The sequence below is a fragment of the Enemella dayhoffiae genome, assembly GCF_002250625.1.
GTDB classification, from domain to species: domain Bacteria; phylum Actinomycetota; class Actinomycetes; order Propionibacteriales; family Propionibacteriaceae; genus Enemella; species Enemella dayhoffiae.
On the sequence record NZ_NMVQ01000044.1, the window covers coordinates 63,239 to 88,226 of the forward strand.

At 69.1% G+C, this 24,988-nt stretch carries 21 protein-coding genes and 1 pseudogene; 21 read left to right on the forward strand and 1 reads right to left on the reverse strand.

The window, feature by feature from the left end:
* Positions 1–46 precede the first annotated feature (46 nt).
* From CGZ93_RS15355 to CGZ93_RS15390, 8 genes are read left to right on the forward strand one after another with little or no spacing between them, the layout of a single operon-like run.
* The gene (locus tag CGZ93_RS15355; protein WP_176451799.1) at positions 47–1,201 is read left to right on the forward strand and encodes an ABC transporter substrate-binding protein; all 1,155 of its coding nucleotides are present in this window, start codon (positions 47–49) and stop codon (positions 1,199–1,201) included.
* Between the two features lie 27 nt (positions 1,202–1,228).
* Positions 1,229–3,184, forward strand: coding sequence for an ABC transporter permease (locus tag CGZ93_RS15360; protein ID WP_094365032.1), 1,956 nt, complete (start codon positions 1,229–1,231; stop codon positions 3,182–3,184).
* A complete protein-coding gene (locus CGZ93_RS15365; protein WP_094365033.1) occupies positions 3,177–3,983 on the forward strand; it encodes an ABC transporter ATP-binding protein in 807 nt (268 codons plus the stop codon). The genes CGZ93_RS15360 and CGZ93_RS15365 overlap by 8 nt, the downstream gene beginning before the upstream one ends.
* Complete coding sequence (locus tag CGZ93_RS15370; RefSeq protein ID WP_094365034.1) at positions 3,983–4,705, forward strand: ABC transporter ATP-binding protein; 723 nt, start codon at positions 3,983–3,985, stop codon at positions 4,703–4,705. Before CGZ93_RS15365 ends, CGZ93_RS15370 begins: the two co-directional genes overlap by 1 nt.
* Positions 4,705–5,637 (forward strand): uroporphyrinogen decarboxylase family protein, encoded by a 933-nt coding sequence (locus CGZ93_RS15375; RefSeq protein ID WP_094365035.1) that lies wholly within the window; start codon positions 4,705–4,707, stop codon positions 5,635–5,637. Before CGZ93_RS15370 ends, CGZ93_RS15375 begins: the two co-directional genes overlap by 1 nt.
* Positions 5,634–7,301: a dihydroxyacetone kinase family protein gene (locus CGZ93_RS15380; RefSeq protein ID WP_094365036.1), complete on the forward strand. Its 1,668-nt coding sequence runs from the start codon at positions 5,634–5,636 to the stop codon at positions 7,299–7,301. Before CGZ93_RS15375 ends, CGZ93_RS15380 begins: the two co-directional genes overlap by 4 nt.
* A 45-nt stretch (positions 7,302–7,346) precedes the next feature.
* Positions 7,347–8,033, forward strand: coding sequence for a GTP pyrophosphokinase (locus CGZ93_RS15385; RefSeq protein WP_094365037.1), 687 nt, complete (start codon positions 7,347–7,349; stop codon positions 8,031–8,033).
* 12 nt (positions 8,034–8,045) lie between these two features.
* Complete coding sequence (locus CGZ93_RS15390; RefSeq protein ID WP_094365038.1) at positions 8,046–9,182, forward strand: trans-sulfuration enzyme family protein; 1,137 nt, start codon at positions 8,046–8,048, stop codon at positions 9,180–9,182.
* Positions 9,183–9,189: 7 nt separating this feature from the next.
* On the opposite strand, the gene CGZ93_RS15395 is transcribed toward CGZ93_RS15390, so the two are convergent.
* Entirely contained in the window at positions 9,190–10,458 is a 1,269-nt protein-coding gene (locus CGZ93_RS15395; protein WP_229117505.1) for an isochorismate synthase, read from the reverse strand.
* A 221-nt stretch (positions 10,459–10,679) separates the two neighbouring features.
* On the opposite strand from CGZ93_RS15395, the gene CGZ93_RS15400 reads away from it, so the two are divergent.
* From CGZ93_RS15400 to nuoL, 13 genes and pseudogenes are all read left to right on the forward strand, one after another.
* Entirely contained in the window at positions 10,680–11,981 is a 1,302-nt protein-coding gene (locus tag CGZ93_RS15400) for a geranylgeranyl reductase family protein (RefSeq protein ID WP_094365040.1), read from the forward strand.
* 30 nt (positions 11,982–12,011) lie between these two features.
* Entirely contained in the window at positions 12,012–12,377 is a 366-nt protein-coding gene (locus CGZ93_RS15405) for an NADH-quinone oxidoreductase subunit A (protein ID WP_267489744.1), read from the forward strand.
* A gap of 78 nt (positions 12,378–12,455) precedes the next feature.
* Positions 12,456–13,019 carry a NuoB/complex I 20 kDa subunit family protein gene (locus tag CGZ93_RS15410; protein ID WP_094365041.1) on the forward strand — a complete coding sequence of 188 codons (564 nt, stop codon included), beginning with the start codon at positions 12,456–12,458 and terminating at the stop codon, positions 13,017–13,019.
* On the forward strand, positions 13,016–13,762 hold the full coding sequence (locus CGZ93_RS15415; protein WP_094365042.1) for an NADH-quinone oxidoreductase subunit C: 747 nt from the start codon (positions 13,016–13,018) through the stop codon (positions 13,760–13,762). The genes CGZ93_RS15410 and CGZ93_RS15415 overlap by 4 nt, the downstream gene beginning before the upstream one ends.
* 26 nt (positions 13,763–13,788) lie before the next feature.
* On the forward strand, positions 13,789–15,150 hold the full coding sequence (locus tag CGZ93_RS15420) for an NADH-quinone oxidoreductase subunit D (protein ID WP_212753215.1): 1,362 nt from the start codon (positions 13,789–13,791) through the stop codon (positions 15,148–15,150).
* Complete coding sequence (gene nuoE / locus CGZ93_RS15425) at positions 15,147–15,887, forward strand: NADH-quinone oxidoreductase subunit NuoE (RefSeq protein ID WP_094365044.1); 741 nt, start codon at positions 15,147–15,149, stop codon at positions 15,885–15,887. Before CGZ93_RS15420 ends, nuoE begins: the two co-directional genes overlap by 4 nt.
* Positions 15,884–17,227 carry an NADH-quinone oxidoreductase subunit NuoF gene (nuoF, locus tag CGZ93_RS15430; RefSeq protein ID WP_229117506.1) on the forward strand — a complete coding sequence of 448 codons (1,344 nt, stop codon included), beginning with the start codon at positions 15,884–15,886 and terminating at the stop codon, positions 17,225–17,227. The genes nuoE and nuoF overlap by 4 nt, the downstream gene beginning before the upstream one ends.
* Positions 17,227–19,704 carry an NADH-quinone oxidoreductase subunit G gene (locus CGZ93_RS15435; RefSeq protein ID WP_094365045.1) on the forward strand — a complete coding sequence of 826 codons (2,478 nt, stop codon included), beginning with the start codon at positions 17,227–17,229 and terminating at the stop codon, positions 19,702–19,704. The genes nuoF and CGZ93_RS15435 overlap by 1 nt, the downstream gene beginning before the upstream one ends.
* Positions 19,701–21,116 carry an NADH-quinone oxidoreductase subunit NuoH gene (nuoH, locus tag CGZ93_RS15440; RefSeq protein WP_094365046.1) on the forward strand — a complete coding sequence of 472 codons (1,416 nt, stop codon included), beginning with the start codon at positions 19,701–19,703 and terminating at the stop codon, positions 21,114–21,116. Before CGZ93_RS15435 ends, nuoH begins: the two co-directional genes overlap by 4 nt.
* The gene (gene nuoI / locus CGZ93_RS15445; RefSeq protein WP_094365047.1) at positions 21,116–21,718 is read left to right on the forward strand and encodes an NADH-quinone oxidoreductase subunit NuoI; all 603 of its coding nucleotides are present in this window, start codon (positions 21,116–21,118) and stop codon (positions 21,716–21,718) included. Before nuoH ends, nuoI begins: the two co-directional genes overlap by 1 nt.
* Positions 21,715–22,491 (forward strand): annotated as a pseudogene (locus CGZ93_RS15450) (NADH-quinone oxidoreductase subunit J); the annotation flags it as partial. The gene nuoI and the pseudogene CGZ93_RS15450, both read left to right, overlap by 4 nt.
* Before the next feature lie 194 nt (positions 22,492–22,685).
* Positions 22,686–22,985, forward strand: a complete 300-nt coding sequence (nuoK, locus tag CGZ93_RS15455; RefSeq protein ID WP_094365049.1) for an NADH-quinone oxidoreductase subunit NuoK — start codon at positions 22,686–22,688, stop codon at positions 22,983–22,985.
* Between the two features lie 55 nt (positions 22,986–23,040).
* A complete protein-coding gene (nuoL, locus tag CGZ93_RS15460) occupies positions 23,041–24,975 on the forward strand; it encodes an NADH-quinone oxidoreductase subunit L (RefSeq protein WP_094365116.1) in 1,935 nt (644 codons plus the stop codon).
* Positions 24,976–24,988: the final 13 nt, after the last annotated feature.

Here is a 24,988-nt window from a genome sequence, read left to right on the forward strand (position 1 = left end):
GCCTATATTGAAGCCCTGTTGCACACGGGGACAAGGGAGCGGGTTCATGCGACGTAGGGAATTCATCGGGTTCGGATCGGGACTGGTCGGGGCGCTGTTCGTCTCCGGGTGCTCGGCGATGAACCAGGGCGGGTCGGCTGCCCCCGCCGGTGCACCGAAAACGTTCAAGCTCGGGGTCTATGCCCCGCTGACCGGAGAAACCGCCGAGAACGGGCAGAACTTCAAGCGCTCCTTCGAGTTGTACGCCGACCAGGTCAACGCCGCGGGCGGGATCAACGGCGAGAAGATCGAGTTGGTGATCCGCGACGACAAGGGTGAGCCCAAGACCGCCGCCAGCATCGCCCAGGAGTTCGCCCAGGACGAGTCGATCGACGCGACCCTCGGCAGTTTCTCCTCGACCGCGTCGATGGCCGCGGCGCCCGTGCTGGTGAAGGCGGGGATCCCGAACATCAGCCCGACCTCCTCGCACCCGGACTACACCTCCCTGGGGAAGGGACTCTTCCGCGGCACCAACACCCAGAAGGTGGAGGCCAAGCAGGTCGCGGAGTTCCTCGGCAAGACCCAGGGCAAGAAGAAGATCGCGATCGTGCACCGGCAGGACGACTGGGGCATCTCCGCCGCCTCCAACTTCGAGGAGGGGGCCAAGGGGCTCGGTGTCCAGATCACCGGCAAGCAGGCCGTCGCGCCCGAGACCAAGGACTTCCGCACGGTGATCACCAGCCTGCGCGGCGGGGACCCCGAGGCGGTCTATGTGGCCCTGCAGTACAGCGATGCAACCGTCTTCGCCCAGCAGATGGCCGCCGCCGGTTGGAAGCCGACCGTGGCCACCTCGACCGCGCTCTACACCCAGAAGCTGATCGAGCTCGGTGGCGCCGGGGTCGAGGGGTGGTATGTCGCCAGCTTCTTCTTCTCCGGTTCCAGCAAGCCGGTGGTGGCCGAGTACGTGAAGGCGTACACCGACAAGTACGGCAAGGCCCCCGACGCCTTCGCCGCGGTGGCGTACGACTCGATCAAGGTGCTGGGTGAGGCCAAGAAGCAGGTCCCCGAGGACGGCGCGGCCGGGCGTACCAAACTCCGCGACGCAATCTCGAAGACCACCGTCGACGGGGTGACGGGCTCGATGAAGTTCGACGACAAGGGCGACGTCGAGAAGTCCATGACCTGGCTCGTGGTGAAGGACGGCAAGTTCACCCAGGCCTGACCGCAACGGCCTCGCCCAAGGAGCAACGTGCTCGAATTTCTCTCCCAGGTCGTCAACGGGATCGCGATCGGCAACGTGTACGCCGTGATCGCGCTCGGCTTCGTGATCGTCTTCGGTGTCGCCAAGGTGGTCAACTTCGCCCAGGGATCCCAGGTGATGCTGAGCGCCTACGCGGCGTACGCCTGCGTGGCAGCCGGCGCGCCGCTGGCGGTCGCCTTTCTGGTCGCCGTGGTCAGTGCGGTCCTGCTCGCCTGGCTGCTCGAACTGGTCGCCGTCGAGTGGCTTGGTGACGCCGCCGAGATCGCGCCCCTGCTGTCGACCCTGGCCCTGTCGTTCATCATCGATCAGGCCGTGACGCTGATCTGGTCCCCGGACCCGATGCCGTTTCCGAATCCGCTGGGTGGCCAGAACCTGCAACTCGGGGGTATCTATCTCAGCCTGACCGACCTGACCATCCTCGTGGTCGGGTTGCTGTTCATGGGCGGGCTGGCGCTGTTCCTGAAGAAGAGTTGGCTCGGTCGCGCAATCCGCGCCTCGGCACAGGATCCGGCGGCCGCCCTGCAGATGGGAGTGCACACCAGGTCGGCCAAACTTGCCGCGTTCGCCATCTCCGGACTGGTCGGAGCGGTCGGCGGAATCCTCGTCGGCATGTACTTTCAGCAGATCTCACCGGCGATGGGGCTGCCGTTCGGGCTGAAGGGATTCTGCGCCGCCATGCTCGGCGGGGTGACCAGCCTCGGCGGCGCGGTGCTCGGCGGGCTGGTGATCGGGGTGCTGGAATCCCTCTCGTCTGCCTATCTGGGCGCCGAATACCGCGACATGGTCGCCTTCGCGCTGCTGCTGCTGATCCTGCTGTTCCGGCCCCGCGGGCTGCTCGGCAGCCGGTCCCTGGCCGGGCTCGGCGGCGCCCGCGGCGCCGGTGCGATCCCGACCACCTCGCCGCTGGCCAACGGCAACGGTGAGCCGGTCACGATCATGTCGGCGCGCCACCTCAAGCTGCGCTGGGCGTTCATCGCGACCGGCGCGCTGCTGCTGGCCGCGCTGTTGCTGCCCAGCACCTACTGGGTCGGTGTATTGGCCCAGGTCGCGATCTTCGCCATCGCCGCGGTCGGTTTGACCCTGCTCACCGGGATCAGCGGTCAGGTCAGTGTCGGTCATGCGGCGCTGATGGGGGTGGGGGCGTACGCCGCCGCCCGGATCACCATCGACGCCGGCTGGCCCTTCGAGCTGACGCTGCTCGCGGTTGCGGTCGGCGGCCTGATCGGAGGAGCGCTGTTCGGGTTGCCGGTGCTCAACCTGGGTGACCACACGGTCTCCTTGGCCACGCTGGCCCTGGGTCAGATCGGCTACCTGATCTTCCTGAACGCGATGCCGCTGACCCGTGGCCCGTTGGGAATCCCGGGGATCAGCTTCCCGAAGGTGCTGCTGCTCGGCGGTCACGAACCGTCGTTGGTCGTCGTGGTTGCGGCGCTGTGCATCGGGGTGCTGCTGCTCGCGCTGGCGGTCTATGGACTCTTCGACCGGGGCCAGGTCGGGATCAACCTGCGCGCCATCCGCGAGGACCGATTGGCCGCGGAGTCGTCCGGGGTTCCGGTCCGGCGCTACCTGCTGGCCAGCTATGCGGTGACCGGTCTGATCACCGCCCTGGCCGGAATGATGTTCGCCTATCAGCAGCTCTACATCTCACCCGACTCCTTCCGGATCCAGACCTCCTTCCTGCTGCTCACGATGGTGCTGGTCGGCGGGGTGATCTCGCCGACCGGGGCAATCCTGGGCGCCACCCTGCTCACGCTGCTGCCGGAGGTGCTGCGCGAGGTGGCCGACTATCGGATGATCATCTATGGCGTGGTGCTGCTGGTCCTGGTCAAGTACGTCCCCGGTGGACTGATCAGTCTCGGTCGCCGCTCCGATGCCGCGCGGGAGGTGCATCAGACCCGAAGCACCGGGGAGGAGCACGTGCAGGAGGCGAAGGCCGATGCTTGAGGTCCAGGGGCTGACCCGTAGCTTCGGCGGCGTCCGCGCCTGTGACGACGTCTCGCTCACCTTCGCTGGTGGAGCGACCACCGCGGTCGTGGGGCCGAACGGAGCAGGAAAGTCGACCCTGGTGCAGCTGCTCAGCGGGGTGTTGCGCCCGGAGTCGGGCCGGATCAGTCTGGCCGACCGGGACCTGACTCGACTCAGCCCGGACCGTCGGTTCGCGCTGGGCATCGCCCGCACCTTCCAGACCGCGCGAGTGTTCCCCGGGCTGACCGTGTGGGACTCGGTGATGATCGGCGCCTATCACGGCGCCCGATACCAGCATCGGGGCCTGGGTGCGGTCGGTGGCTGGAGCGACATCGCCTCCTCGGTGTTCCGGTTGCCCGGGGGCCGCCGACTGCACCGCCACGCCGAGGAGATCTGCGCCGAGACCCTGGCCCTGTTCGGTGACCGGTTGCTGCCGCGCCGCAACCAGCTGGCGTACTCGCTGTCCTATGCCAACCGGCGCCGGCTCGAGATCGCCCGCGTGCTGGCGTCCCGGCCGCGGGTGCTGCTGCTGGACGAACCGACCGCGGGGATGAACCCGACCGAGACCGCCGAGTTGGCGCAGATCCTGGCCGGGCTGCGATCACAACACCTGACCATGGTCTTCGTCGAGCACAAGATGAACGTGGTGCGTGACCTGTCCGACCGGGTGGTGGTGATGGATGCCGGTCGGGTGATCGCCGATGGTACGCCGGATCAGGCGCTCTCCGACCCGTTGGTGATCGAGGCATATCTGGGCACCTCGGGAAAGGGCAACTGATGGCCCTGCTGGAGCTGCAGCAGATCGACGTGTTCTACGGGCCGATCCAGGCGCTGCACCGGGTCGACCTGTCCGTCGAGGCCGGGGAGGTCGTGGCCGTGCTCGGCGGGAACGCCTCGGGCAAGTCGACGACGATCAAGTCGGTGCTGCAGCTGGTGAAACCGCGCAACGGCCGAGTGCTGCTCGACGGTGAGGACCTGTCAGGCTGCTCCACCCCCGACGTGATCGGCCGCGGGGTCGCCTCGATCCCGGAGAGCCGTCGGCTGTTCGGGGAGATGACGGTCGAGGAGAACCTGCGGATGGGCCTGTACGCCCTGCGCCGGCAGCTCTCCGCGAAGGAGCAGGCTGCGCGGATCGAGGAGGCGACCGCCGACTTCCCCCGGGTCCGGGAACGGATGAGCCAGCTGGCCGGGACCCTTTCGGGTGGCGAGCAGCAGATGGTGGCGATGGCGCGTGCGCTGGTGCAGCACCCGCGGTTGATCTGCATCGACGAACCGTCGATGGGTCTGTCGCCTGCCTTCGTCGACACGGTCTATGACCTGCTGGAGCGCTGGAAGAGGGCGGGGACGACCATGCTCATCGTCGAGCAGAGCGCGAACCGTAGCCTTGAGCTGGCCGACCGGGGCTACATACTGGCCTCGGGTGAAGTGGTGCTCAGCGGCCCGGCTGCGGAGTTGAGGAACAACGAGAAGGTGCGCGAGGCGTACCTGGGAGGTGCCTGATGGACAAGCGGGAACGGTTCGATGCGGTCATCGCGGGGGAACAGGCGGACCGTCCGCCGGTCGGCTGCTGGATCCACTTCGGGAGTGCCCTGTGGGAACCGGCGGACTCGGCGACCGCCCACGTCCGGTTCTATCGCGAGTATGACTGGGACTACGTCAAGGTGATGAACGACTACCGGCTCGCCACCCCCGACGGCCTGGACGAGGCACCCTCGGCGGACTACCTGCGCGGTGTCGGAGCCGCCGATCTGACCTACCCGGGCTTCGCCCGCCAGCTCGAGGTGCTGCGCCTGATCGGTGAGCAGGCACCGGAGGCACCCCGACTGGACACCATGTTCTCCCCGCTGCAGACCGTGATCCGCTGCCTCGGCCAGACCGTGGTGCCGCAGTTCCAGGCCGATCCCGAGCTTGCTCGGATGGTGCTCGGACAGGTCACCGACCGGCTCGTGGAATACGTTGCCGCGTTGAAGGAAGCCGGCGTGGAGGGGCTCTTCCTGTCGATCAACGGCGCCTCGCACGACGCCACCGGCTGGGGGATCAGCGCGCAGGAGTTCACCGACTGGGTTGCCCCCTTCGACCGACAGGTGCTGACGGCCGCCGAGGGGCTGACCCGGGTGATCCACGTGCACGGTTATGACCTGGCGCCGGAACTGGTCGCCGACTATCCGGCCGAGGTGCTCTCCTGGTCGAACAACCAGACCCGACCCAGTGTCGCCGAGGTGGCCGCGAGTGACCGCGTGCCGCTGGCGGGCCTGGACGAGGTGGCCAGCCTCTACTGGCCGCCGTCGCTGGTCGCGGAGAACATCGCCGCGGTCCGTCAGCAGGCGGCGGATCGGCTCATCCTGGGTCCCGGCTGCACCGTGCACTCCGACACCCCACCCGCGGTGCTTCGGGCGCTGCGCGCCGGCGCCGAGGCGGGCGCGGCCCGATGACCCGGCACCTCGTCCGATCTGGCAACGAGGCGGTCGAGGACGGGCTGCGCGGATTCTGCGCGGTGCACGCCGATCTGGTCAGCCTGCACGAGGATCCCCGGTTCGTGGTCCGCGCCCAGCCGGCCAGCGAGAAAGTGGCGCTGGTCTCCGGTGGCGGCTCCGGCCACGAGCCGCTGCACGCCGGGTTCGTCGGGCGCGGGATGCTCGACGCCGCCGTCCCGGGGGAGGTGTTCTCCAGCCCGTCGGCCGACCAGCTGAAGCTGGCGATGATCGGCACCGACCGCGGTCGAGGCGTGCTGCAGATCGTGAAGAACTACACCGGCGACGTGATCAACTTCGCGCTCGCCGCCGACGAGTGCCGCGCCCTCGGCATCGACGTCGAGGCGGTCGTGGTGGACGACGACGTGCCCTCGGCCGAGCGCGGCAGCACGCCGGGACGCCGCGGCACCGTGGCCACCGTGCTGGTGGAGAAGATCTGCGGTGCCGCCGCCGAGCAGGCCCGCCCGCTCGCCGAGCTGGCCGCACTGGGCCGCCGCGTGGTCGACCGCTCCCGCAGCGTCGGGGTCGCCGTCACCGCCGGCTCCAACTTCACCGACCGCCACTCGTTCGAGCTGGCCTCCAACGAGGTCGAGTTCGGGGTCGGCATCCACGGTGAGCGGGGGACCGACCGGATCGATGATCAGCCGCTGCCCGAGCTTGTGACGCGCCTGCTGGACACCCTGGCCGGCGACCTCGAACACGCCGGCAACCCGCTCGGCGGCCGCGTGCTGCTCGTGGTGAACGGGCTCGGTGGCACGACCCCGCTCGAGTTGTCGGCCGCCGCCGGGCACGCGCTGGCGGAGCTGGCTCGCCGGGGTGCCGAGGTGGCGCGGGTGGTGGTGGACGACCTGGTCACCTCGCTGGACATGCGCGGGTTCTCCCTGACCGTGCTGCTGCTCGACGACGAACTGCTCGAGCTGTGGGACGCCGAGGTGGACACCCCGCACTGGCGCGGAACGCGCCTCAGCGGCGTACCGGCGCCGGAGCCGCGCACCTTCGGGGTGACCTGGGGGACGACCCAGCCAGCGACCGACGAGGCCGCGGACCGTGCCGCGGCCGAGTGGGTGGAGCGCTTCGTGGCAGGGGCCGGCGAACGGGCCGACGAGCTCGGTGAGCTGGACCGCCGGGCCGGCGACGGCGACTTCGGCGCCAACCTGCGCACGGCGCTGAACCGCTTCAGCGACGAGTACGCCGAGGACGCGGGCTCGGCGGTGGTCGCGCTCTCCCGGGCGTACGCCGCCACCGGCGGCACCTCCGGACCGCTGCTCGCGCTGTGGCTGCGTACGCTCGCACCCGGGATCTCCGGGGACGCCGCCGCCTTCGCCGAGGCGCTCGAGCTGGCCACCCGACGCGTCCAGGAGCTGGGCGGGGCCGAGGCCGGGGACAAGACGATGGTGGACGCGATGCTGCCCGCGGTCGCCGCAGCGAGGTCGGCCGCCGACCAGGGCCAGGACCGTGGACACTCCATCCGCGCCGCCGCCGACGCGGCCGAGCAGGCCGCACGCGGGACCGCCGAGCTGGTCGCCGGCCGGGGCCGGGGCAGCTATGTCGGTGAGGCCGGACGAGGGGTGCTCGACCCCGGTGCGCTGCTGATCGCGCTGTTCCTGCGCTGCGGTGCCGACTGAGTCAACCCCCGGCGCGATGACCAGTCGGCTCGTACCATCGATCTCATGGCAGAGGTGCTGAGCGATGAGCTGACCCAACCCGATCGGGTGCTCGACGACCTGTTGCTCGAGCGGTTGCTCACCGAGCGGGAGCGGCTCGGGAGGTTCCTGCTCGGCTATCAGTCCGGGATCGAGGAGGTCAGCACCAAGCTGCGGATCCTCGAGCAGGAATTCCAGCACGTGCACGAATACAACCCGATCGAGCACGTCGCCAGCCGACTCAAGAAGCCGGAATCGGTGCTCGCCAAGGCGCGCCGGTTGAGCTGCCCGCCGCACCTGGAGGCCCTGCGCGAACAGATCACCGACATTGCCGGCGTACGCGTCGTCTGCTCCTTCGTCCGCGACGTCTATGAGGTCGCCGAGATGCTGTGCAACCAGCCCGACGTGACCGTGCTGCGGCGCAAGGACTACATCGCCCACCCCAAACCCAACGGGTATCGCAGCCTGCACGTGATCGTGCAGATCCCGGTGTTCTTCTCCACCGAGGTGGTGCACGTACCGGTCGAGGTGCAGTTCCGCACCATCGCGATGGACTTCTGGGCCAGCCTGGAGCACAAGATCTACTACAAGTATGAGCGCGAGGTGCCCGGCGAACTGCTCGCCGGGCTCCACGACGCCGCCGAGACCGCCGCCCGGTTGGACGCCGACATGGAGCGGCTGCACCTCGAGGTGCACGGACCCACCCACCAGTGATGCAATGCCGGCATGGCCGACGACTTCGCGCAGCTGGCACCCGAAACCCTCGCCGTGGTCGGCGGACGCCCGGAGCGTACGCCGGGTAGTCCAGTCGGGCCCGGGATCGAGCTGTCCAGCACCTACCTCCAGCCGGGCGACATCGACCCGCAGCTGCCGCTCTATGGGCGCAACCACAACGCCACCTGGGCCGGGCTCGAGGCCGTCGTCGGCGGGCTGGAGGGGGCCGCGGACGGGGCGGTGTCCTTCGCCTCCGGGATGGCCGCCGGCACCGCCCTGCTGGAGCTGATCCCGCGCGGGGCCCGGCTGGCGATCGGCGCCACCAGCTACAACACGATGCTGGCACTGGCGCAGCAGCGGGCCGAACGCGGCGACCTCGTGCTGAGCACGGTCGACGTCGCGGACCTGGCCGCGGTGCGGGCCGTGCTCGGCGAGGTGGACTGGCTGCACCTGGAGTCGCCGACCAACCCGCTGCTCGAGGTGGCCGACCTTCCGGCGATCTGCGCGGCGGCCCGGGCGGCCGGGGTGCGGGTGTCGGTGGACAACACCTTCGCCACCCCGCTGCTGCAGAACCCGCTCGCCGCGGGCGCGGACGTGGTGCTGCACTCGGCGACCAAATATCTGGCCGGCCACTCCGACGTGCTGCTCGGCGTACTGGTCACCCGCGATGCCGGGTTGCTGGAGGCGATCCGCAGCCATCGCACCCTCACCGGCGGCATCCCCGGGCCGTTCGAGGCGTGGCTGGCGCTGCGCGGCGTACGCACCCTGGCGGTCCGGCTCGATCGGGCCCAGCAGAGCGCGGCGGTGCTGGCCGGGCGACTGGCCGGGCATCCGGCGGTACGCCGGGTCCGCTATCCGGGGTTGGAGAGCGATCCCGGGCACGAGGTCGCCACCCGCACGATGCGCGGGTTCGGTGCGATGGTGGCGATCGAACTCGCCGACCAGGCCTCCGCCGATGCGCTCACCCGGGCGGTGCGGCTGTGGATCCCGGCAACCAGTCTGGGCGGTGTCGAGTCGCTGCTGGAGCGGCGCCGCCGGATCCCCTCGGAGCCGCCCGGAGTGCCGCAATCACTGGTACGCCTGTCCGTCGGCCTCGAGGACGTCGAGGACCTGTGGACCGATCTGGAGCGGGCGCTGGCGCGGGATTGAGTCGCGCTCAGCCCTCCAGGGCGTCGCGCATCGGGACCAGCTTGGCCATCGACTCGGCCAGCTCCGCCTCCGGATCGGAGTCGGCGACGATCCCGCAGCCGGCGTACAGCTGGGCGTTGGCGCCGTCCAGGCGACCGCAGCGCAGCGCGATCGCCCACTCGCCGTCCCCTTGGGCGTCCACCCAGCCGACCGGACCGGAATAGCGGCCCCGGTCGAGCCCCTCGAGTTCGCGGATCAGTTGACGCGCGGTGCCGGTCGGCGTACCGCAGACCGCCGCAGTCGGATGCAGGGCCGCGGCCAGCGCCAGCGACGAAGCCCCTGGCCGGGCGACCGCGGTGACGTCGGTGGCCAGGTGGAAGACGTTCGGCAGCTCCAGCACATAGGGGGCGTCCGGCACGTTCATCCCCGAGCAGTACGCCGCCAGCGCCCGGGCCACCGAGGTGACGGCGTATTCGTGCTCGCTGAGGTCCTTGCTGCTGTGCGACAGGTGGGCGGCCAGGGCCCGGTCCTCGTCGGCGTCGCTGGTTCGCTGGATCGTCCCGGCGAGCACCCGGGAGGTGACCAGACCGTCCTGACGGCGGACCAGCATCTCCGGCGAGGCGCCGACCAGGTCGTCAACCAGATAGGTCCAGCAGCGCTGGTAGTCCCGCGCCAACCGGGTGACCAACCAGCGCGGATCGATCGCGCGCTCGGCCTGCGCCAGCAGGTCGCGGGCCAGCACCACCTTGTCCACCTCGCCGGCGCGGATCCGGCGTACCGCCTCGGACACCACCGACTCCCACACCGGCCCCGACATCGCCCCGTCGGAATAGCGGATCAACCCCGGTGAGGTCGGCGGGCGCTGCGGCTTCGGCGCCCAGCCCGGCTCCGGCATCGGACCCTCACCGACCCGGGTCAGCCAGCACAGCCCGTCGCGGCGGCCGACGACGAACTGCGGGACCAGCAGCACCGCTCGGCTGGCCGTGTGATCGGCGTCGAAGGTGAACGAGCCGAACGCCACCGGGCCGGTGCCGCTGAGGCCCGGCAGCTCCGACTCGTGCTCGATCTGCGAGGCGTACGCCCCCCACCACTCGTCGGCATCGGCGATGCAGTCGAACTCCTGACGCTCCACCACTCCCGTGGCGACCAGACCGTCGCCGCGCCGGATCCACGCCAGATCCGTCTCGCCGGGCAGCAGCGCAGCCAGGTCACCGGGATCGGCGATGGAGATGGTGCGGGCCCGCAGTGGGGGGCGGCGAGCAGAGCGGGGAGGGGAGACCTGGTGGGGCACTGTCACTCTCGCAGTCTAAGTGCCGTGTCGGATTGCGCGCTCCGCCGGAAAATCATCATGCCGGCGTTGCGTTATTTGTTCGTTATTTTCTTGCGGGGCAGGAGTTTCCGAACGGTCGGGTCGTTTGGATCAACCGGTGCACCCTGCCCTAGACTGACGCCGATCGTGATTGTTTTCACGAGCCCGCCGTCGATCGCGACGGGTAGGTGGCGAGTTCAGGAGATGGAATGTCGCAGACCCCGGATGGGGTGGCTTCCCCCGGCCAGGACGCATACGTCGAGGCGGATGTGGTGGTCGTCGGCGCGGGACCGGCCGGCTCGGCCACCGCAACCCACCTGGCCCGGCGTGGCCTGTCGGTGGCGCTGCTGGAGAAGTCGACGTTCCCCCGCGAGAAGGTGTGCGGCGACGGGCTCACCCCGCGTGCGACCCGCCAGCTGATCCGGCTCGGCATCGACACCTCCGAGGCCAACGGCTGGCTGCACAACCGCGGCCTGCGCGTCTATGCCGGCCGCGAGGAGCCGTTCGTGTTCGACTGGCCCGACCTGGCCGACTTCCCGAACTACGGGCTGGTCCGCCCGCGCGCCGACTTCGACGACCTGCTGGCCCGCAACGCGGTCGCCTCCGGCGCCCGCCTGTTCGAGGCCGCCAACGTCACGCAACCGATCCTGGACGAGCGCACCGACCGCATCGTCGGCGTCCGCAGCAAGGACGGCCGCGAGTTCCGCGCCCCGCTGGTGGTCGCCGCCGACGGCAACTCGACCCGGCTCTCCCTGGCCATGGGGCGTACCAAGCGCGACGACCGGCCGATGGGCGTCGCCGTCCGCGCCTACTACGAGAGCCCGCGCCACGACGACGACTACATGGAGTCCTGGCTGGAGCTGTGGGACGGCAGGCCCGGCGAATCCAATCTGCTGCCCGGCTACGGCTGGGTGTTCGGCATGGGTGACGGCACCTGCAACATCGGCCTGGGCATCCTGAACACCTCCAGCGCGTTCGGCTCCACCGACTATCGCGAGCTGATGAAGCGCTGGCTCGACAACACCCCGGCCGAGTGGGGCTTCCGCGAGGAGAACCGCACCTGCGAGATCCGCGGTGCCGCGCTGCCGATGGGGTTCAACCGGGTCCCGCACTACGACCGCGGCCTGCTGCTGGTCGGCGACTCCGGCGGGATGGTCAACCCGTTCAACGGCGAGGGCATCGCCTACGCCATGGAGGCCGCCGAGTACGCCGCCGACGCGATGGCCGAGGCGCACTACCGCGGTGTCGGCACCGCCACCGCCGAACGGGCGCTGCAGGCGTACCCGAAGCGTCTGCAGGCCGAGCTGGGCGGGTACTACCGACTCGGCGGAGTCTTCGTGAAGCTGATCGGTCACCCCGAGGTGATGAAGCTGTGCACGAAATATGGTCTGCCGCGGCGCACCCTGATGAAGTTCACGCTGAAATTGCTGGCGAACTTGACCGACAGCAACGATGGCGATGCGATGGACAAGACGATCAACACGCTGTCGCGGCTGGCACCGTCGGCATGAGGTCGATCGACGTGGAGAAGGGACGAAACGGTGAGTGACGCCTATCTGCCGCTGGTGGTCATGCTGATCCTGGCGGCACTGTTCGTGGCCGGCGGTCTGGTCGTGACCATGCAGATCGGCCCGCAGCGCTACAACCGGGCGAAGTACGACTCCTACGAGTGCGGCATCCAACCCACCCCGCAGCCGATCGGCGGCGGCCGGTTTCCGGTGAAGTACTACATCACCGCGATGCTGTTCATCGTGTTCGACATCGAGATCGTGTTCCTCTATCCGTGGGCGATCACCTTCGACCGGATGGGCTGGTGGGGCCTGGTGATCATGATCCTGTTCATCGACACCGTGTTCCTCGCCTTCTGGTACGTGATCCAGCGCGGTGGTCTGGAGTGGAGCGAATGAGCACCTTGGGCGAGCAGAGCGATCGCGGGGGTCGCAGGGGGTCGTCCCCCCGTTCCGAGCGAAGCGAGGAGAAATAGCATGGCTGGTGGACTTGAGGACAAGCTTCCCGCGGGCATCGCGCTGACCACGGTCGAGGGCCTGGTCGGCTGGATGCGACAGGCGTCGTTCTGGCCGGTCACCTTCGGGCTGGCGTGCTGCGCGATCGAGATGATGACCTACGGTGCGCCGCGCTACGACGCCTCGCGCTGGGGTCAGGAGGTCTTCCGCCCCTCGCCGCGGCAGGCGGACCTGATGATCGTCGCCGGCCGGGTGAGCCAGAAGATGGCGCCGATCGTGCGCGAGATCTATGACCAGATGCCGAACCCGAAGTGGGTGCTGGCGATGGGCGTGTGCGCCTCCTCCGGTGGCATGTTCAACAACTACGCGGTGGTGCAGGGCGTGGATCACATCGTCCCGGTCGACATCTATGTGCCGGGCTGCCCGCCGCGCCCGGAGATGCTGATCGACGCCATGTTCAAGCTGAAGAAGCAGAAGGTCGCGCACACCAAGATGGGCGCCCACGAGATCGCCGAGATCGCCGAGCAGGAGCAGGCCGCCCTCGAGGCGCCGGCCACCCACGAGCTGAAGGGGCTGCTGCGATGAGCGACAACAGGCCCGAGGGCGAGCGCCCGGATCCGCACGGGTCCCCGGGTGCCGAGCAGGGGGACGCCCCCGCCAGCAACCAGGTCGAGCAGGAGGGCATCGCCGGCGGTCAGCAGGTCGAGGTACGCCACGGCATGTTCGGCACCGGCGGCTCCGGCGACACCTCCGGCTACGGCCGACTGGTACGCCGGATCGAGCGCCCCGGGGCCAGCAGCCGCCCCTACGGCGGCTGGTTCGACGAGGTGGTAGACCGGATCGCCGAACTGGTGCCCAACTCCGTTCGTGAGGTCGTGGTGCATCGCGGCGAGCTGACCCTCTATGTCGAACCGGAGCTGCTGCCGGCCCTGGCCCGCGCCCTGCGCGATGACGCCCGGCTGCGGTTCGAGCACTGCGCCTCGGTATCGGGGGTGCACTATCCGGCCGACACCGGCAACGAGTTGCACGCCGTCTATCACCTGCAGTCGCTGACCCACAACCGTCGGCTTCGGCTGGAGGCGTCCTGCTCCGAGCAGCACCCGCACCTGCCGTCGGTGGTGCCGACCTATCCGGCCGCCGACTGGCACGAGCGCGAGACCTGGGACATGTTCGGGCTGATCTTCGACGGTCACCCCGCCCTGACCCGGATCCTGATGCCGGACGACTGGCCCGGCCACCCGCAGCGCAAGGACTACCCGCTCGGCGGCGTACCGGTGGAGTACAAGGGCGCCACGATCCCCCCTCCCGACCAGCGCAGGAGCTACTGATGAGCACCCAGCACGATGTGCACGAGATGCGTCCGCCGGAGCACTCGGTCGACGACCAGCCCGACCACTACGGGGCACCGGGCGAGGAGACCGAGGGCACCGTCTATACCGCCTCCGGTCAGGACTGGGACCAGATCGTCTCCGCCCAGGCCGAGCGCGGTGACGAGCTGCTGGTGGTCAACATGGGCCCGCAGCATCCGTCCACCCACGGTGTGCTCCGGCTGATCCTGGAGATGGAGGGCGAGACGATCCAGACCGCCCGCTGCGGGATCGGCTATCTGCACACCGGTATCGAGAAGAACATGGAATATCGCACCTGGACCCAGGGCACCACGTTCTGCACCCGGATGGACTATCTGACCCCGTTCTTCCAGGAGGCGGCCTACGTCGCCTCGATCGAGCGGCTGCTCGACATCGAGGGTGACCTGCCCGAGAAGGCGAAGGTCATCCGGGTGATGCTGATGGAGTTGAACCGAATCGGGTCGCACCTGGTCTGCATCGGCACCGGCGGCATGGAGATCGGCGCGCTGACGGTGATGACGATCGGCTTCCGGGACCGCGAGATGATCCTCGACGCGTTCGAGGCGATCACCGGCCTGCGGATGAACCACGCCTATTTCCGGCCCGGCGGGGTGGCCAACGATGTCGGCCACAAGGAGCTCGACAAGGTCAAGGAAACCGTTGCCTGGTTGAAGAAGCACCTGCCGGAATACAAGCAGTTCTGCAACGCCAACCCGATCTTCCTGGGCCGCATGAAGGGGGTCGGACATCTCGACGCCTCCGCCTGCCTGGCGCTCGGGATCACCGGGCCGATGCTGCGCTCCACCGGCCACGACTTCGACCTGCGCAAGCAGCAGCCCTACTGGGACTACGAGTCCTATGACTTCGACGTGCCCACCGAGGACACCTGCGACGCCCTCGGCAAGTTCCTGGTACGCCAGGCCGAGATGTGGCAGAGCCTGCACATCGTCGAGCAGTGCATCGAGCGGCTGGAGAAGATGGAGGGCGCCCCGGTGATGGTGGCCGACCCGAAGATCGCCTGGCCGGCGCAGCTGTCCATCGGCTCCGACGGGATGGGCAACTCCAACGAGCACATCAAGCACATCATGGGCCAGTCCATGGAGGCGCTGATCCACCACTTCAAGCTGGTCACCGAGGGCTTCCGCGTGCCGCCGGGTCAGGCGTACGTGCCGATCGAGTCGCCCAAGGGGGAGATCGGGGCGCACCTGGTCTCCGACGGCGGCACGCGGCCGTGGCGGGCGCACTTCCGCGACCCCAGCTTCAACAACCTGCAGGCGGTGCCCGCGCTGTGCGAGGGGTCGCTGATCTCCGACGTCGTGGTGGCCGTCGCCTCCATCGACCCCGTGATGGGAGGCGTGGACCGGTGAGCGGTTTCAAGAGCCACTTCGACCGCTCGGGCGGCATCGACTTCGACAACGAGCAGAGCAACATCACCGAGCAGACGGTCGAGGAGATCCGCCAGATCGCGGCCCGCTATCCGCAGCCGCGCTCGGCGCTGCTGCCGGCGCTGCACCTGGTCCAATCGGTCGACGGCCGGGTCAGCCCGCGCGGGGTGGAGGTGTGCGCCGAGGTGCTCGGCATCACCCCCGCCGAGGTGTCCGGTGTGGCCACCTTCTACACCATGTACAAGCGCAAGCCGGTCGGCAGGCACCACGTCGGGGTCTGCACCACCGCCCTGTGCGCGGTGATGGGTGGGGACCACGTGCTGGCCGCGCTGCAGCAGCACCTGGGCGTCGGCAACGACGAGACCACCCCCGACGGGCAGATCACCCTGGAGCACCTGGAGTGCAACGCGGCCTGCGACTTCGCGCCGGTGATGATGGTCAACTGGGAGTTCTTCGACAACGTGACCCCGCAGCGGGCGATCGAGGTCGTCGACGCCCTGATCGCCGACGAGACCGTGCGCGCCGACCGTGGCGCCACCATCACCAGCTGGCGCGAGGCCGAGCGCGTGCTCGCCGGCTTCCCCGACGGGCTGGCCGACGAGGGGCCGACCGCCGGGCCGGAATCCCTGCTGGGGTTGGAGATCGCCCGCCAGCGCGGCTGGCGTGCGCCCGACCCGAACAACCTGCCGCAACCCCGGGCCGAGGAGGGTGACAAGTGAGCATCGACCTGCTGACCCCGGTGCTGTCGGACAACTGGGCCGACGACCGCGCCTGGAAGCTGTCCAACTACGAACGCCGCGGTGGCTATGACGCGCTGCGCCGCGCGCTGGACCTGGCACCGGCCGACATCGTCAGCCTCGTCAAGGATTCCGGCCTGCGCGGCCGGGGCGGTGCGGGCTTCCCGACGGGCATGAAGTGGTCGTTCATCCCCAAGGACAACCCGAACCCGAAATATCTGGTGGTCAACGCCGACGAGTCCGAGCCCGGCACCTGCAAGGACATCCCGCTGATGCTGGCCAGCCCGCACACGCTGGTCGAGGGGGTGGCCATCTCATCTTTCGCGATCGGCGCCTCGTACGCCTTCATCTACGTCCGTGGTGAGGTGCTGCACGTGGCCCGTCGGCTGCAGCAGGCCGTCCGCGAGGCGTACTCGGCCGGCTATCTCGGAAAGAACATCCTGGGCAAGGGCTACGACCTGGAGGTCGTGGTGCACTCGGGCGCTGGGGCGTACATCTGTGGTGAGGAGACTGCGCTGCTGGACTCGCTGGAGGGACGCCGCGGGCAGCCGCGGCTGCGTCCGCCGTTCCCCGCGGTCGCCGGCCTGTACGCCTCCCCGACGGTGATCAACAACGTCGAGTCGATCGCCTCGGTGCCGTGCATCATCGCCAACGGCAAGGACTGGTTCTCGGCGATGGGCACCGAGAAGTCGAAGGGGATGACCCTCTATTCGCTGTCGGGTCACGTCGCCAACCCCGGCCAGTTCGAGGCGCCGATGGGGATCACCCTGCAGCAGCTGCTCGACCTGTCCGGAGGCATGCGCGCGGGCCACCAGCTGAAGTTCTGGACCCCCGGCGGCTCGTCCACCCCGATCCTGACCGGTTCGGAGGAGCACCGGAACCTGCCCCTGGACTATGAGGGGATGGCCGGCGCCAAGTCGATGCTCGGCACCAAGGCGTTGCAGTGCTTCGACGAGACCACCTCGGTGGTGCGCACCACGCTGCGCTGGGTCGAGTTCTACAAGCACGAGTCCTGCGGCAAGTGCACCCCGTGCCGGGAGGGGTCCTGGTGGCTCACCCAGATCCTGATGCGCCTCGAAGCCGGTCACGGGATGGAGGGGGACATCGAGAAGCTGCTCGACCTGTGCGACAACATCGGCGGCCGCTCGTTCTGCGCGCTGGCCGACGGTGCGGTCGCCTGCGTCACCTCGGCGGTGCAGTACTTCCGTAACGAGTTCGAGCAGGGGATGCACACCGCCGCCTGGGAACTGTTCCCCTACGAGAAGAGCGCCCTGTTCGACGCCGCTCCGCTGCACACCGCGACCAATGTGGGAGCCCACTGATGACCGTGACCGACAAGAGCTCCGCGGGAGACGTGGCGAAGCGGGACGACCTGATCACCCTCACCGTCGACGACGTCGAGGTGTCGGTGCCCAAGGGGACCCTCGCCATCCGCGCCGCCGAGATGATCGGCGTCGCCATCCCGCGGTTCTGTGACCACCCGCTGCTCGACCCGGTCGGCGCCTGCCGCCAGTGCCTGGTCGAGGTGCCCGACGCCGGAAACGGCCGCGGCATGCCCAAGCCGCAGGCGTCGTGCACCCTCGAGGTCGCCCCCGGCATGGTGATCAAGACCCAGGTGACCTCCCCGGTGGCCGAGAAGGCCCAGGAGGGGATGCTCGAGTTCCTGCTGATGAACCACCCGCTCGACTGCCCGATCTGCGACAAGGGCGGCGAGTGCCCGCTGCAGAACCAGTCCATGTCGCACGGACACGGCGAGTCCCGCTATGAGGGCGTGAAGCGCACCTTCCCGAAGCCGATCAACATCTCCGCCGAGGTGCTGCTGGACCGTGAGCGGTGCGTGCTGTGCGCCCGCTGCACCCGGTTCAGCCAGCAGATCGCCGGTGACCCGTTCATCGCGCTGGTCGAGCGCGGCGCGCTGCAGCAGGTCGGCATCTATGAGAAGGAGCCGTTCGACTCCTATTTCTCCGGCAACACCATCCAGATCTGCCCGGTCGGCGCGCTCACCTCTGCGGCGTACCGGTTCCGGTCGCGGCCGTTCGACCTGGTGTCCACCCCCTCCAGCTGCGAGCACTGCGCCTCCGGCTGCGAGCTGCGGGTGGACCACCGCCGCGGCGTGGTGATGCGCCGCCTGGCCGGTGACTCCCCGGAGGTGAACGAGGAGTGGAACTGCGACAAGGGCCGCTTCGGGTTCGTGTCGGGTCGCGGTGACGACCGGATCACCCAGCCGCTGGTCCGCCACGGCGAGGAGCTGCGTCCGGCCTCCTGGGCCGAGGCGATCGACGCCGCCGCCGCCGGCATCCTCGCCGCGGTCGACCGCAACACCGGTACGCCCGGCGCGAACCTGGGCGTACTGTCCGGTGGTCGACTCACCCTCGAGGATTCCTACGGTTACGCGAAATTCGCCCGCGCGGTGCTCGGCACCAACAACGTCGACTTCCGCTCCCGGCCGCACACCCTCGAGGAGGGCGGCTTCCTGGCACACGCCGTCGCCGGCACCGGCCAGCAGACGACGTACGCCGACCTGGAGCGCGCGAACCACGCCCTGCTGGTGTGCTTCGAGCCCGAGGACGAGTCCCCGATCGTGTTCCTGCGACTGCGCAAAGCGGTCCGCAAGAACAAGCTGAAGGTGTCCACCGTCGGCGCCGCGCTGTCCTACGGGTCGACCAAGCTGGGCGCCGATCTGATCCAGGCCGTGCCCGGCACCGAGGGACAGGTGCTGCGCCAGCTCGACCTGCCGCTGGACGAGAACTCGGTGGTGCTGGTCGGCGAGCGCGCCGCCCAGTCCCTGGGGACGCTCACCGCCGCCCTGGAGCTGGTGCAGCGCACCGGTGCCAAGCTGGCGTGGGTGCCCCGCCGGGCCGGTGACCGCGGCGCGATCGAGGCCGGCTGCCTGCCCAACCTGCTGCCCGGTGGCCGCCTGGTCACCGACCCCGCTGCCCGGGTGGACGCCCAGACGGTGTGGGGCGTCGAGGGCGTACCGAGCGAACCCGGTCTGGACGCCGACGCGATCCTGGCCGCGGCGACCCAGGGCAACCTGGACGCGCTGATCGTCGGTGGCGTGGAGCCGGCCGACTTCCGGTTCCCGTCGGCCGCGCTGGCCGGCTTCGAGGAGGCCGGCTTCGTGATCAGCCTGGAGACCCGGCACTCCGAGGTGACCGAGCGGGCCGACGTGGTGTTCCCGGTCTCGCTGATCGAGGAGCGCAGCGGCACCTTCCTTAACTGGGAGGGCCGGGAGCGTCCGGTCACCCAGTATCTGGGGGCGCAGCACGTGATGAGCGACCTGCGGGTGCTGGCCGCACTGGCCGACGCGCTCGGGGCCGACCTCGGCGTACGCACCGCCGAGCAGGCGAAGGCCGAGCTGGCCGAGTTTGCCGAGTGGGAGGGCCAGCGCGCCGACGCCCCGGACGAGCAGCCGGCCGAGCTGCTGCTGCCCGGTGCCGGTGAGGCCGTGCTCGCCTCCTGGCGTCAGCTGATCGACGCCTCGCGCGGGATCGACGGGGAGAAGGAGCTGCAGGCGACCGCCCGCCGGGCCGTGGTGCGGATGAACCCGGCGATGGCCGGTGACGTGGCCGACGGTACGCCGGTCCGGGTCTCCCGCGAGGGCGGCTCGGTGGTGCTGCCGCTGCAGGTCGACGCGCACGTGATCGACCAGGTGGTGTGGCTGCCGACCAACGCGCCCGGAGTCGGGATCGGCACCCAGCTCGGTGCGCAGTCCGGTGACCTGGTCCGGGTCGAGGTGGCTTCGACAGGCTCAGCCAGCGTGGACGGCTCAGCCAGCGTGGAGGGGACAGACGCATGACGCCGATGGTTTTCGCTGATCCGTGGTGGATCACCTGCATCAAGGCAGTCGGGGTGCTGGTCTTCCTGCTGCTGTTCACGCTGTTCAACATTGTCTTCGAGCGCAAGGTCGTGGCGAAGATGCAGCACCGCACCGGCCCGACGATGAACGGTCCGTTCGGTTCGCTGCAGTCGCTCGCCGACGGCGTGAAGCTGATGGTGAAGGAGGACTTCCGCCCGGTCGCGGCCGAGAAGTTCGTCTTCAACCTGGCGCCCTACCTGGTCGCGATCCCCGCCTTCTCAATCCTGGCGATGATCCCGCTGGGTGGCGAGGTCACCATGTTCGGCGTACGCACCACCCTGCAGCTGACCGACCTGCCGGTGTCGGTGCTGGTCGTGCTGGCGCTCGCCTCGGTCGGCATCTATGGCATCGTGCTCGCCGGCTGGTCCTCCGGCTCGACCTATTCGCTGCTCGGCGGCCTGCGCTCCAGCGCCCAGATGATCTCCTACGAGATCGCGATGGGCCTCAGCTTCGTCACCGTGTTCATGTACGCCGGGTCGATGTCCACCTCGAAGATCGTCGAGGCGCAGGCCCAGCCGCTGAGCATCTTCGGCAGCGGCTCGGTGCCGTTGCAGGGCTGGTTCTGGGCGATGCTGCTGCCGTCGTTCGTGATCTATGTGATCTCGATGGTCGGCGAGACCAACCGCGCCCCCTTCGACCTGCCCGAGGCCGAGTCGGAGCTGGTCGGCGGCTTCCACACCGAATATTCCGGCTTCCGGTTCGCGATGTTCTTCCTCGCCGAATACATCAACATGGTCAACGTCGCCGCGATCGCCACCACCCTGTTCCTCGGCGGCTGGCACGCCCCGTGGCCGCTGCAGGGCACCTTCCTGGATCGCGGCTGGTTCGGGCTGATCTGGTTCACCCTCAAGGTGATCCTGTTCATCTTCCTGTTCATCTGGCTGCGCGGCACGCTGCCCCGGATGCGTTACGACCAGTTCATGGCGCTCGGCTGGAAGGTGCTGATCCCGGTCTCGCTGCTCTGGCTGCTCGCCGTGGCGATCGTGCGCACCATCATGAACGCCCGTTCCGGTGCCGAGAGCGGTTTCCTGCTGCCGGTGGCCTGGAGCGTGGGGCTGTTCGTGGTCACCCTGGTCACCTGGTGGCTGGTGGTCGCCAACCGCGAGGAACGGGAGGCCGCAGAGGAGGCGGACGAACTCGACGAGGGTCCGTTCGACCCGTTCGCTGGCGGCTACCCCGTTCCGCCGCTGGCCGGGCAGCAGCTTCCGGAGCAGGCCGGTCTGGTCGAGGGTGAGGTGACCGGCTCCCGGGTCGGCAACCGCCCGCGGGCCACTACCGGTGGGGGATCCACCACAGTCCGGAACGACGCCGACGCGACCGGCACAACCGACGCAGAGGGAGCTGATTCCTGATGGGTTTCTTCGACCAGTGGGCCGGGTTCGGAGTCACCTTCCGAACCATGTTCCGCAAGACGTTCACCGAGGACTATCCGGTGAAGCCGAAGATCACCGCACCGCGGTTCCATGGCCGGCACCAGCTGAACCGCTGGCCCGACGGGCTGGAGAAGTGCGTCGGCTGCGAGCTGTGCGCCTGGGCCTGCCCGGCCGACGCGATCTATGTCGAGGGTGCCAGCAACGTCGACGGGGAGAACTTCTCACCCGGTGAGCGCTACGGCCGCGTCTATCAGATCAACTATCTGCGCTGCATCCTGTGCGGGCTGTGCATCGAGGCCTGCCCGACCCGGGCGCTGACGATGACCAACGAGTTCGAGCTGGCCGACTTCACCCGCGAGAAGATGATCTACGAGAAGCAGCAGCTGCTCGCCCCGCTGCTGCCCGGCATGGAGCAGCCGCCGCACCCGCGCCTGCTCGGCGACAACGAGAAGGACTACTTCCTCGGTCTGCCGTCCTCGGGGATGCCGGACACCCGCACGGGTACGCCGACCCCGCCGTCGCACGCCGACGTGCAGTCCGGCGGGCACCACGGCACCACCCAGTCAGGAGAAGGCAAGTGATCGCCCTGCAGGTATCGGCCGCCGCCGCGTCGGTCGCGTTCTGGTTGCTGGCACCGGTGATGGTGCTGGCCGCGCTGGGCATGGTGCTGGCGCGCAAGCCGGTGCACTCCGCCCTGTGCCTGGCCACGGTGATGATCTGCCTGGCCATCCAGTACGCCGCCCAGGACGCGCCCTTCCTGTTCGCGGTGCAGATCATCGTCTATACCGGCGCCATCTTGATGCTGTTCCTGTTCGTGCTGATGCTGGTCGGCGTCGACACCAGCGACTCGCTGGTGGAGACCCTGCGCGGGCAGCGTGTGTCGGCGATCATCGCCGCCCTCGCCCTCGGCGTACTGCTGGTGCTGACCGTCGGAAACGCCGTGATCGGCAACCCGGTCGGGCTGGAGCGGGCCGAGCCGGAGGGCAACGTGCCCGCCCTCGCCGACCTGATCTTCCGCCGCTACGTGCTGATTTTCGAGGCCACCTCGGCGCTGCTGATCACCGCCGCGCTCGGCGCGATGGTGCTCGCGCACCGCGAACGGATCGGCAAGAAGGCCACCCAGAAGGTGCGCGCCTCCCAGCGGATGCGCCGCTATGCCGAGGAGGGCGAGCACCCCGGCCCGCTGCCCACCCCCGGCGTGTACGCCCGGCACAACGCCGTGGACATCCCGGCGCTGCTGCCCGACGGTTCGGCCGCGCCCAGCTCGGTGCCGAAGACCATGCTCGCCCGCGGCACCGTTGTCGACGGTCCGCGGCTGGCCGATGCGACCCGCTCCACCGTGGCCGCGCTCACCGACCAGGGCGGCTCCGACAAGCCGGCCCTGGGCACCGGTGCCGATGACAGCCAGACCGCCGCCCGCGGCGTACGCCAGACCCTGTCGGCCCGCGCGGCCGAGCGGGCCGCCGCGCGCGCCGAGGCTGAGCACCACGAGGGCGAGGCCAACGAGAACGGTGCCGAGCCGCAGCGCCGCGCAGAGGGGAAGGACGCATGAACCCCGACCACTACCTGATCCTGTCGGCGATCCTGTTCACAATCGGCACGGTCGGTTTCATGGTGCGCCGCAACGCGATCGTCGCGTTCATGTCGGTCGAGCTGATGCTGAACGCGTGCAACCTCGCCCTGGTCACCTTTTCGCGGGTGCACGGCAACCTGCACGGCCAGGTCGCCTCGTTCTTCGTGATGGTGGTGGCCGCCGCCGAGGTCGTGGTCGGCCTGGCGATCATCGTGGCCATCTTCCGGACCCGCCGCTCGGCCTCGGTCGACGACGCGAACCTGCTGAAGTTCTGAGGTGCCGAGCGTGAATCTTCTGGAAACCACCGTCAACACCGTCGCCCCGACCGGGATGTTCAACCTGGCCTGGACGATGATCGCGGTCCCGCTGGTCTCGGCGGCGATCCTGCTGCTGATCGGCCGGGCCGGCGACAAGTGGGGCCACCTGCTCGGTTGCGCCGCGACCTTCTGGTCCTTCGCGATCGGCGCCTGCCTGTTCGCCGAGATGTTCCTCGACGAGGGCAAGCGCTCGGTGAACGCCAAGCTCTACGAGTGGATCGGCGTCGGCCCCTGGCACGTCGAGCTCGGGTTGCTGGTCGACTCGCTGTCCATCCTGTTCGTGCTGCTGATCACCGGCGTCGGGTTCCTGATCCACGTCTATTCGATCGGCTACATGGCCCACGACGAGCGGCGCCGGCGCTTCTTCGCCTTCCTCAACCTGTTCGTCGCCGCGATGCTGCTGCTGGTGCTCGCCGACAACTACCTGGTGCTGTTCATCGGCTGGGAGGGGGTCGGCCTGGCGTCCTATCTGCTGATCGGTTTCTGGCAGCACAAGCCGTCGGCGGCCGCCGCCGCCAAGAAGGCGTTCGTGGTCAACCGGGTCGGTGACATCGGCATGGCGCTGGCGATGATGACCATGTTCGCCACCTTCGGCTCGGTCACCTTCGCCCAGGTGAACGAGGGCGCGCACGGCCTGGCCGGGGCGCAGGGCACGCTGTTCGGCTCCGGCGGGGCGACCGCCACCGCGATCGGGCTCTTCCTGCTGCTCGCCGCCTGCGGCAAGTCGGCCCAGGTGCCACTGCAGTCCTGGCTGCTGGACGCGATGGAGGGCCCGACCCCGGTGTCGGCGCTGATCCACGCCGCCACGATGGTCACCGCCGGTGTCTATCTGGTCACCCGGAGCCACGCGATCTATGCCGAGACCCCGGTCGCGGCGATGGCGGTGGTCATCGTCGGCACGGTCACCCTGCTCGCCGGCGCCTGGATCGGTACCTCCAAGGACGACATCAAGAAGGCGCTGGCCGGTTCGACCATGTCGCAGATCGGCTACATGATGCTGGCCGCCGGGATCGGGCCGGAGGCGTACGCCTTCGCCATCTTCCACCTGATCACCCACGGCTTCTTCAAGGCGAACATGTTCCTGGGGGCCGGGTCGGTGATGCACGGAATGTCCGACGACGTGAACATGCGCAACTACGGCGGGCTGTCGAAGTTCATGAAGGTCACCTTCCTGACCTTCGCGATGGGCTACCTGGCGATCATCGGCGTACCGGGGTTCTCCGGCTCCTTCTCCAAGGACCACATCATCACCGCCGCATTCCACTTCAACACCGTGGTCGGGGTCTGTGCGCTGATCGGCACCCTGGTCACCGCCTACTACATGACCCGGATGATGATCATGACCTTCGGCGGCAAGCGGCGCTGGGTGCAGCCCACGGAGGACAACCCGCACGGGTTCGTCGAGCGGCACCCGCACGAGTCGCCGGCGGTGATGACCGTTCCGCTGGTCATCCTGGCCGTGTTGTCGGTGATCGGCGGCTTCGCCCTGAACGGGTTCATCGGACACTGGCTGGCGCCGGCTGTCGGCGGTCACGAGGCGCATGCGGGGGCCTGGTACGAGGGGTTCATCTCCCCGATCGGCATCGCCACCCTGGTCGCCGTCGCGCTCGGGGTCCTGCTCGGCTGGTTGGTGTTCGGCCGCGGTCAGGACGTGCCCACCTACGCCCCCTCGGGCAACGCGCTGGAGCGGGCCGCCCGGGCCGACCTCTACGGCGACGCGATCAACGACGTGATGGTGGTCGGGCCGACGATGGGTATGGCCCGTGGCATCGCCACGATCGACGAGAAGGGCGTCGACGGACTGGTCAACGGTACGGCGGCGACAGTCGGTGGGCTGTCCACCCAGCTCCGCCGCCTGCAGACCGGTTACGTCCGCTCGTACGCACTGATGATGGTTGGCGGTGCCGCTCTCGTGGGTGCCGTACTGATCCTCGGCCAGTTGGCCTGAGGGAGGGAGTGAC

Bases quoted from the DNA above. Each gene is read 5' to 3' on its own strand.
- CGZ93_RS15380 (WP_094365036.1), top strand. From the start codon at position 5,634: ATGACCCGGCACCTCGTCCGATCTGGCAACGAGGCGGTCGAGGACGGG.
- nuoI (WP_094365047.1), top strand. From the start codon at position 21,116: ATGGGTTTCTTCGACCAGTGGGCCGGGTTCGGAGTCACCTTCCGAACC.
- CGZ93_RS15420 (WP_212753215.1), top strand. From the start codon at position 13,789: ATGCGTCCGCCGGAGCACTCGGTCGACGACCAGCCCGACCACTACGGG.
- CGZ93_RS15375 (WP_094365035.1), top strand. From the start codon at position 4,705: ATGGACAAGCGGGAACGGTTCGATGCGGTCATCGCGGGGGAACAGGCG.
- CGZ93_RS15435 (WP_094365045.1), top strand. From the start codon at position 17,227: ATGACCGTGACCGACAAGAGCTCCGCGGGAGACGTGGCGAAGCGGGAC.
- CGZ93_RS15410 (WP_094365041.1), top strand. From the start codon at position 12,456: ATGGCTGGTGGACTTGAGGACAAGCTTCCCGCGGGCATCGCGCTGACC.
- CGZ93_RS15370 (WP_094365034.1), top strand. From the start codon at position 3,983: ATGGCCCTGCTGGAGCTGCAGCAGATCGACGTGTTCTACGGGCCGATC.
- CGZ93_RS15400 (WP_094365040.1), top strand. From the start codon at position 10,680: ATGTCGCAGACCCCGGATGGGGTGGCTTCCCCCGGCCAGGACGCATAC.
- CGZ93_RS15365 (WP_094365033.1), top strand. From the start codon at position 3,177: ATGCTTGAGGTCCAGGGGCTGACCCGTAGCTTCGGCGGCGTCCGCGCC.
- CGZ93_RS15385 (WP_094365037.1), top strand. From the start codon at position 7,347: ATGGCAGAGGTGCTGAGCGATGAGCTGACCCAACCCGATCGGGTGCTC.
- nuoK (WP_094365049.1), top strand. From the start codon at position 22,686: ATGAACCCCGACCACTACCTGATCCTGTCGGCGATCCTGTTCACAATC.
- CGZ93_RS15415 (WP_094365042.1), top strand. From the start codon at position 13,016: ATGAGCGACAACAGGCCCGAGGGCGAGCGCCCGGATCCGCACGGGTCC.
- CGZ93_RS15355 (WP_176451799.1), top strand. From the start codon at position 47: ATGCGACGTAGGGAATTCATCGGGTTCGGATCGGGACTGGTCGGGGCG.
- nuoH (WP_094365046.1), top strand. From the start codon at position 19,701: ATGACGCCGATGGTTTTCGCTGATCCGTGGTGGATCACCTGCATCAAG.
- CGZ93_RS15390 (WP_094365038.1), top strand. From the start codon at position 8,046: ATGGCCGACGACTTCGCGCAGCTGGCACCCGAAACCCTCGCCGTGGTC.
- nuoL (WP_094365116.1), top strand. From the start codon at position 23,041: ATGTTCAACCTGGCCTGGACGATGATCGCGGTCCCGCTGGTCTCGGCG.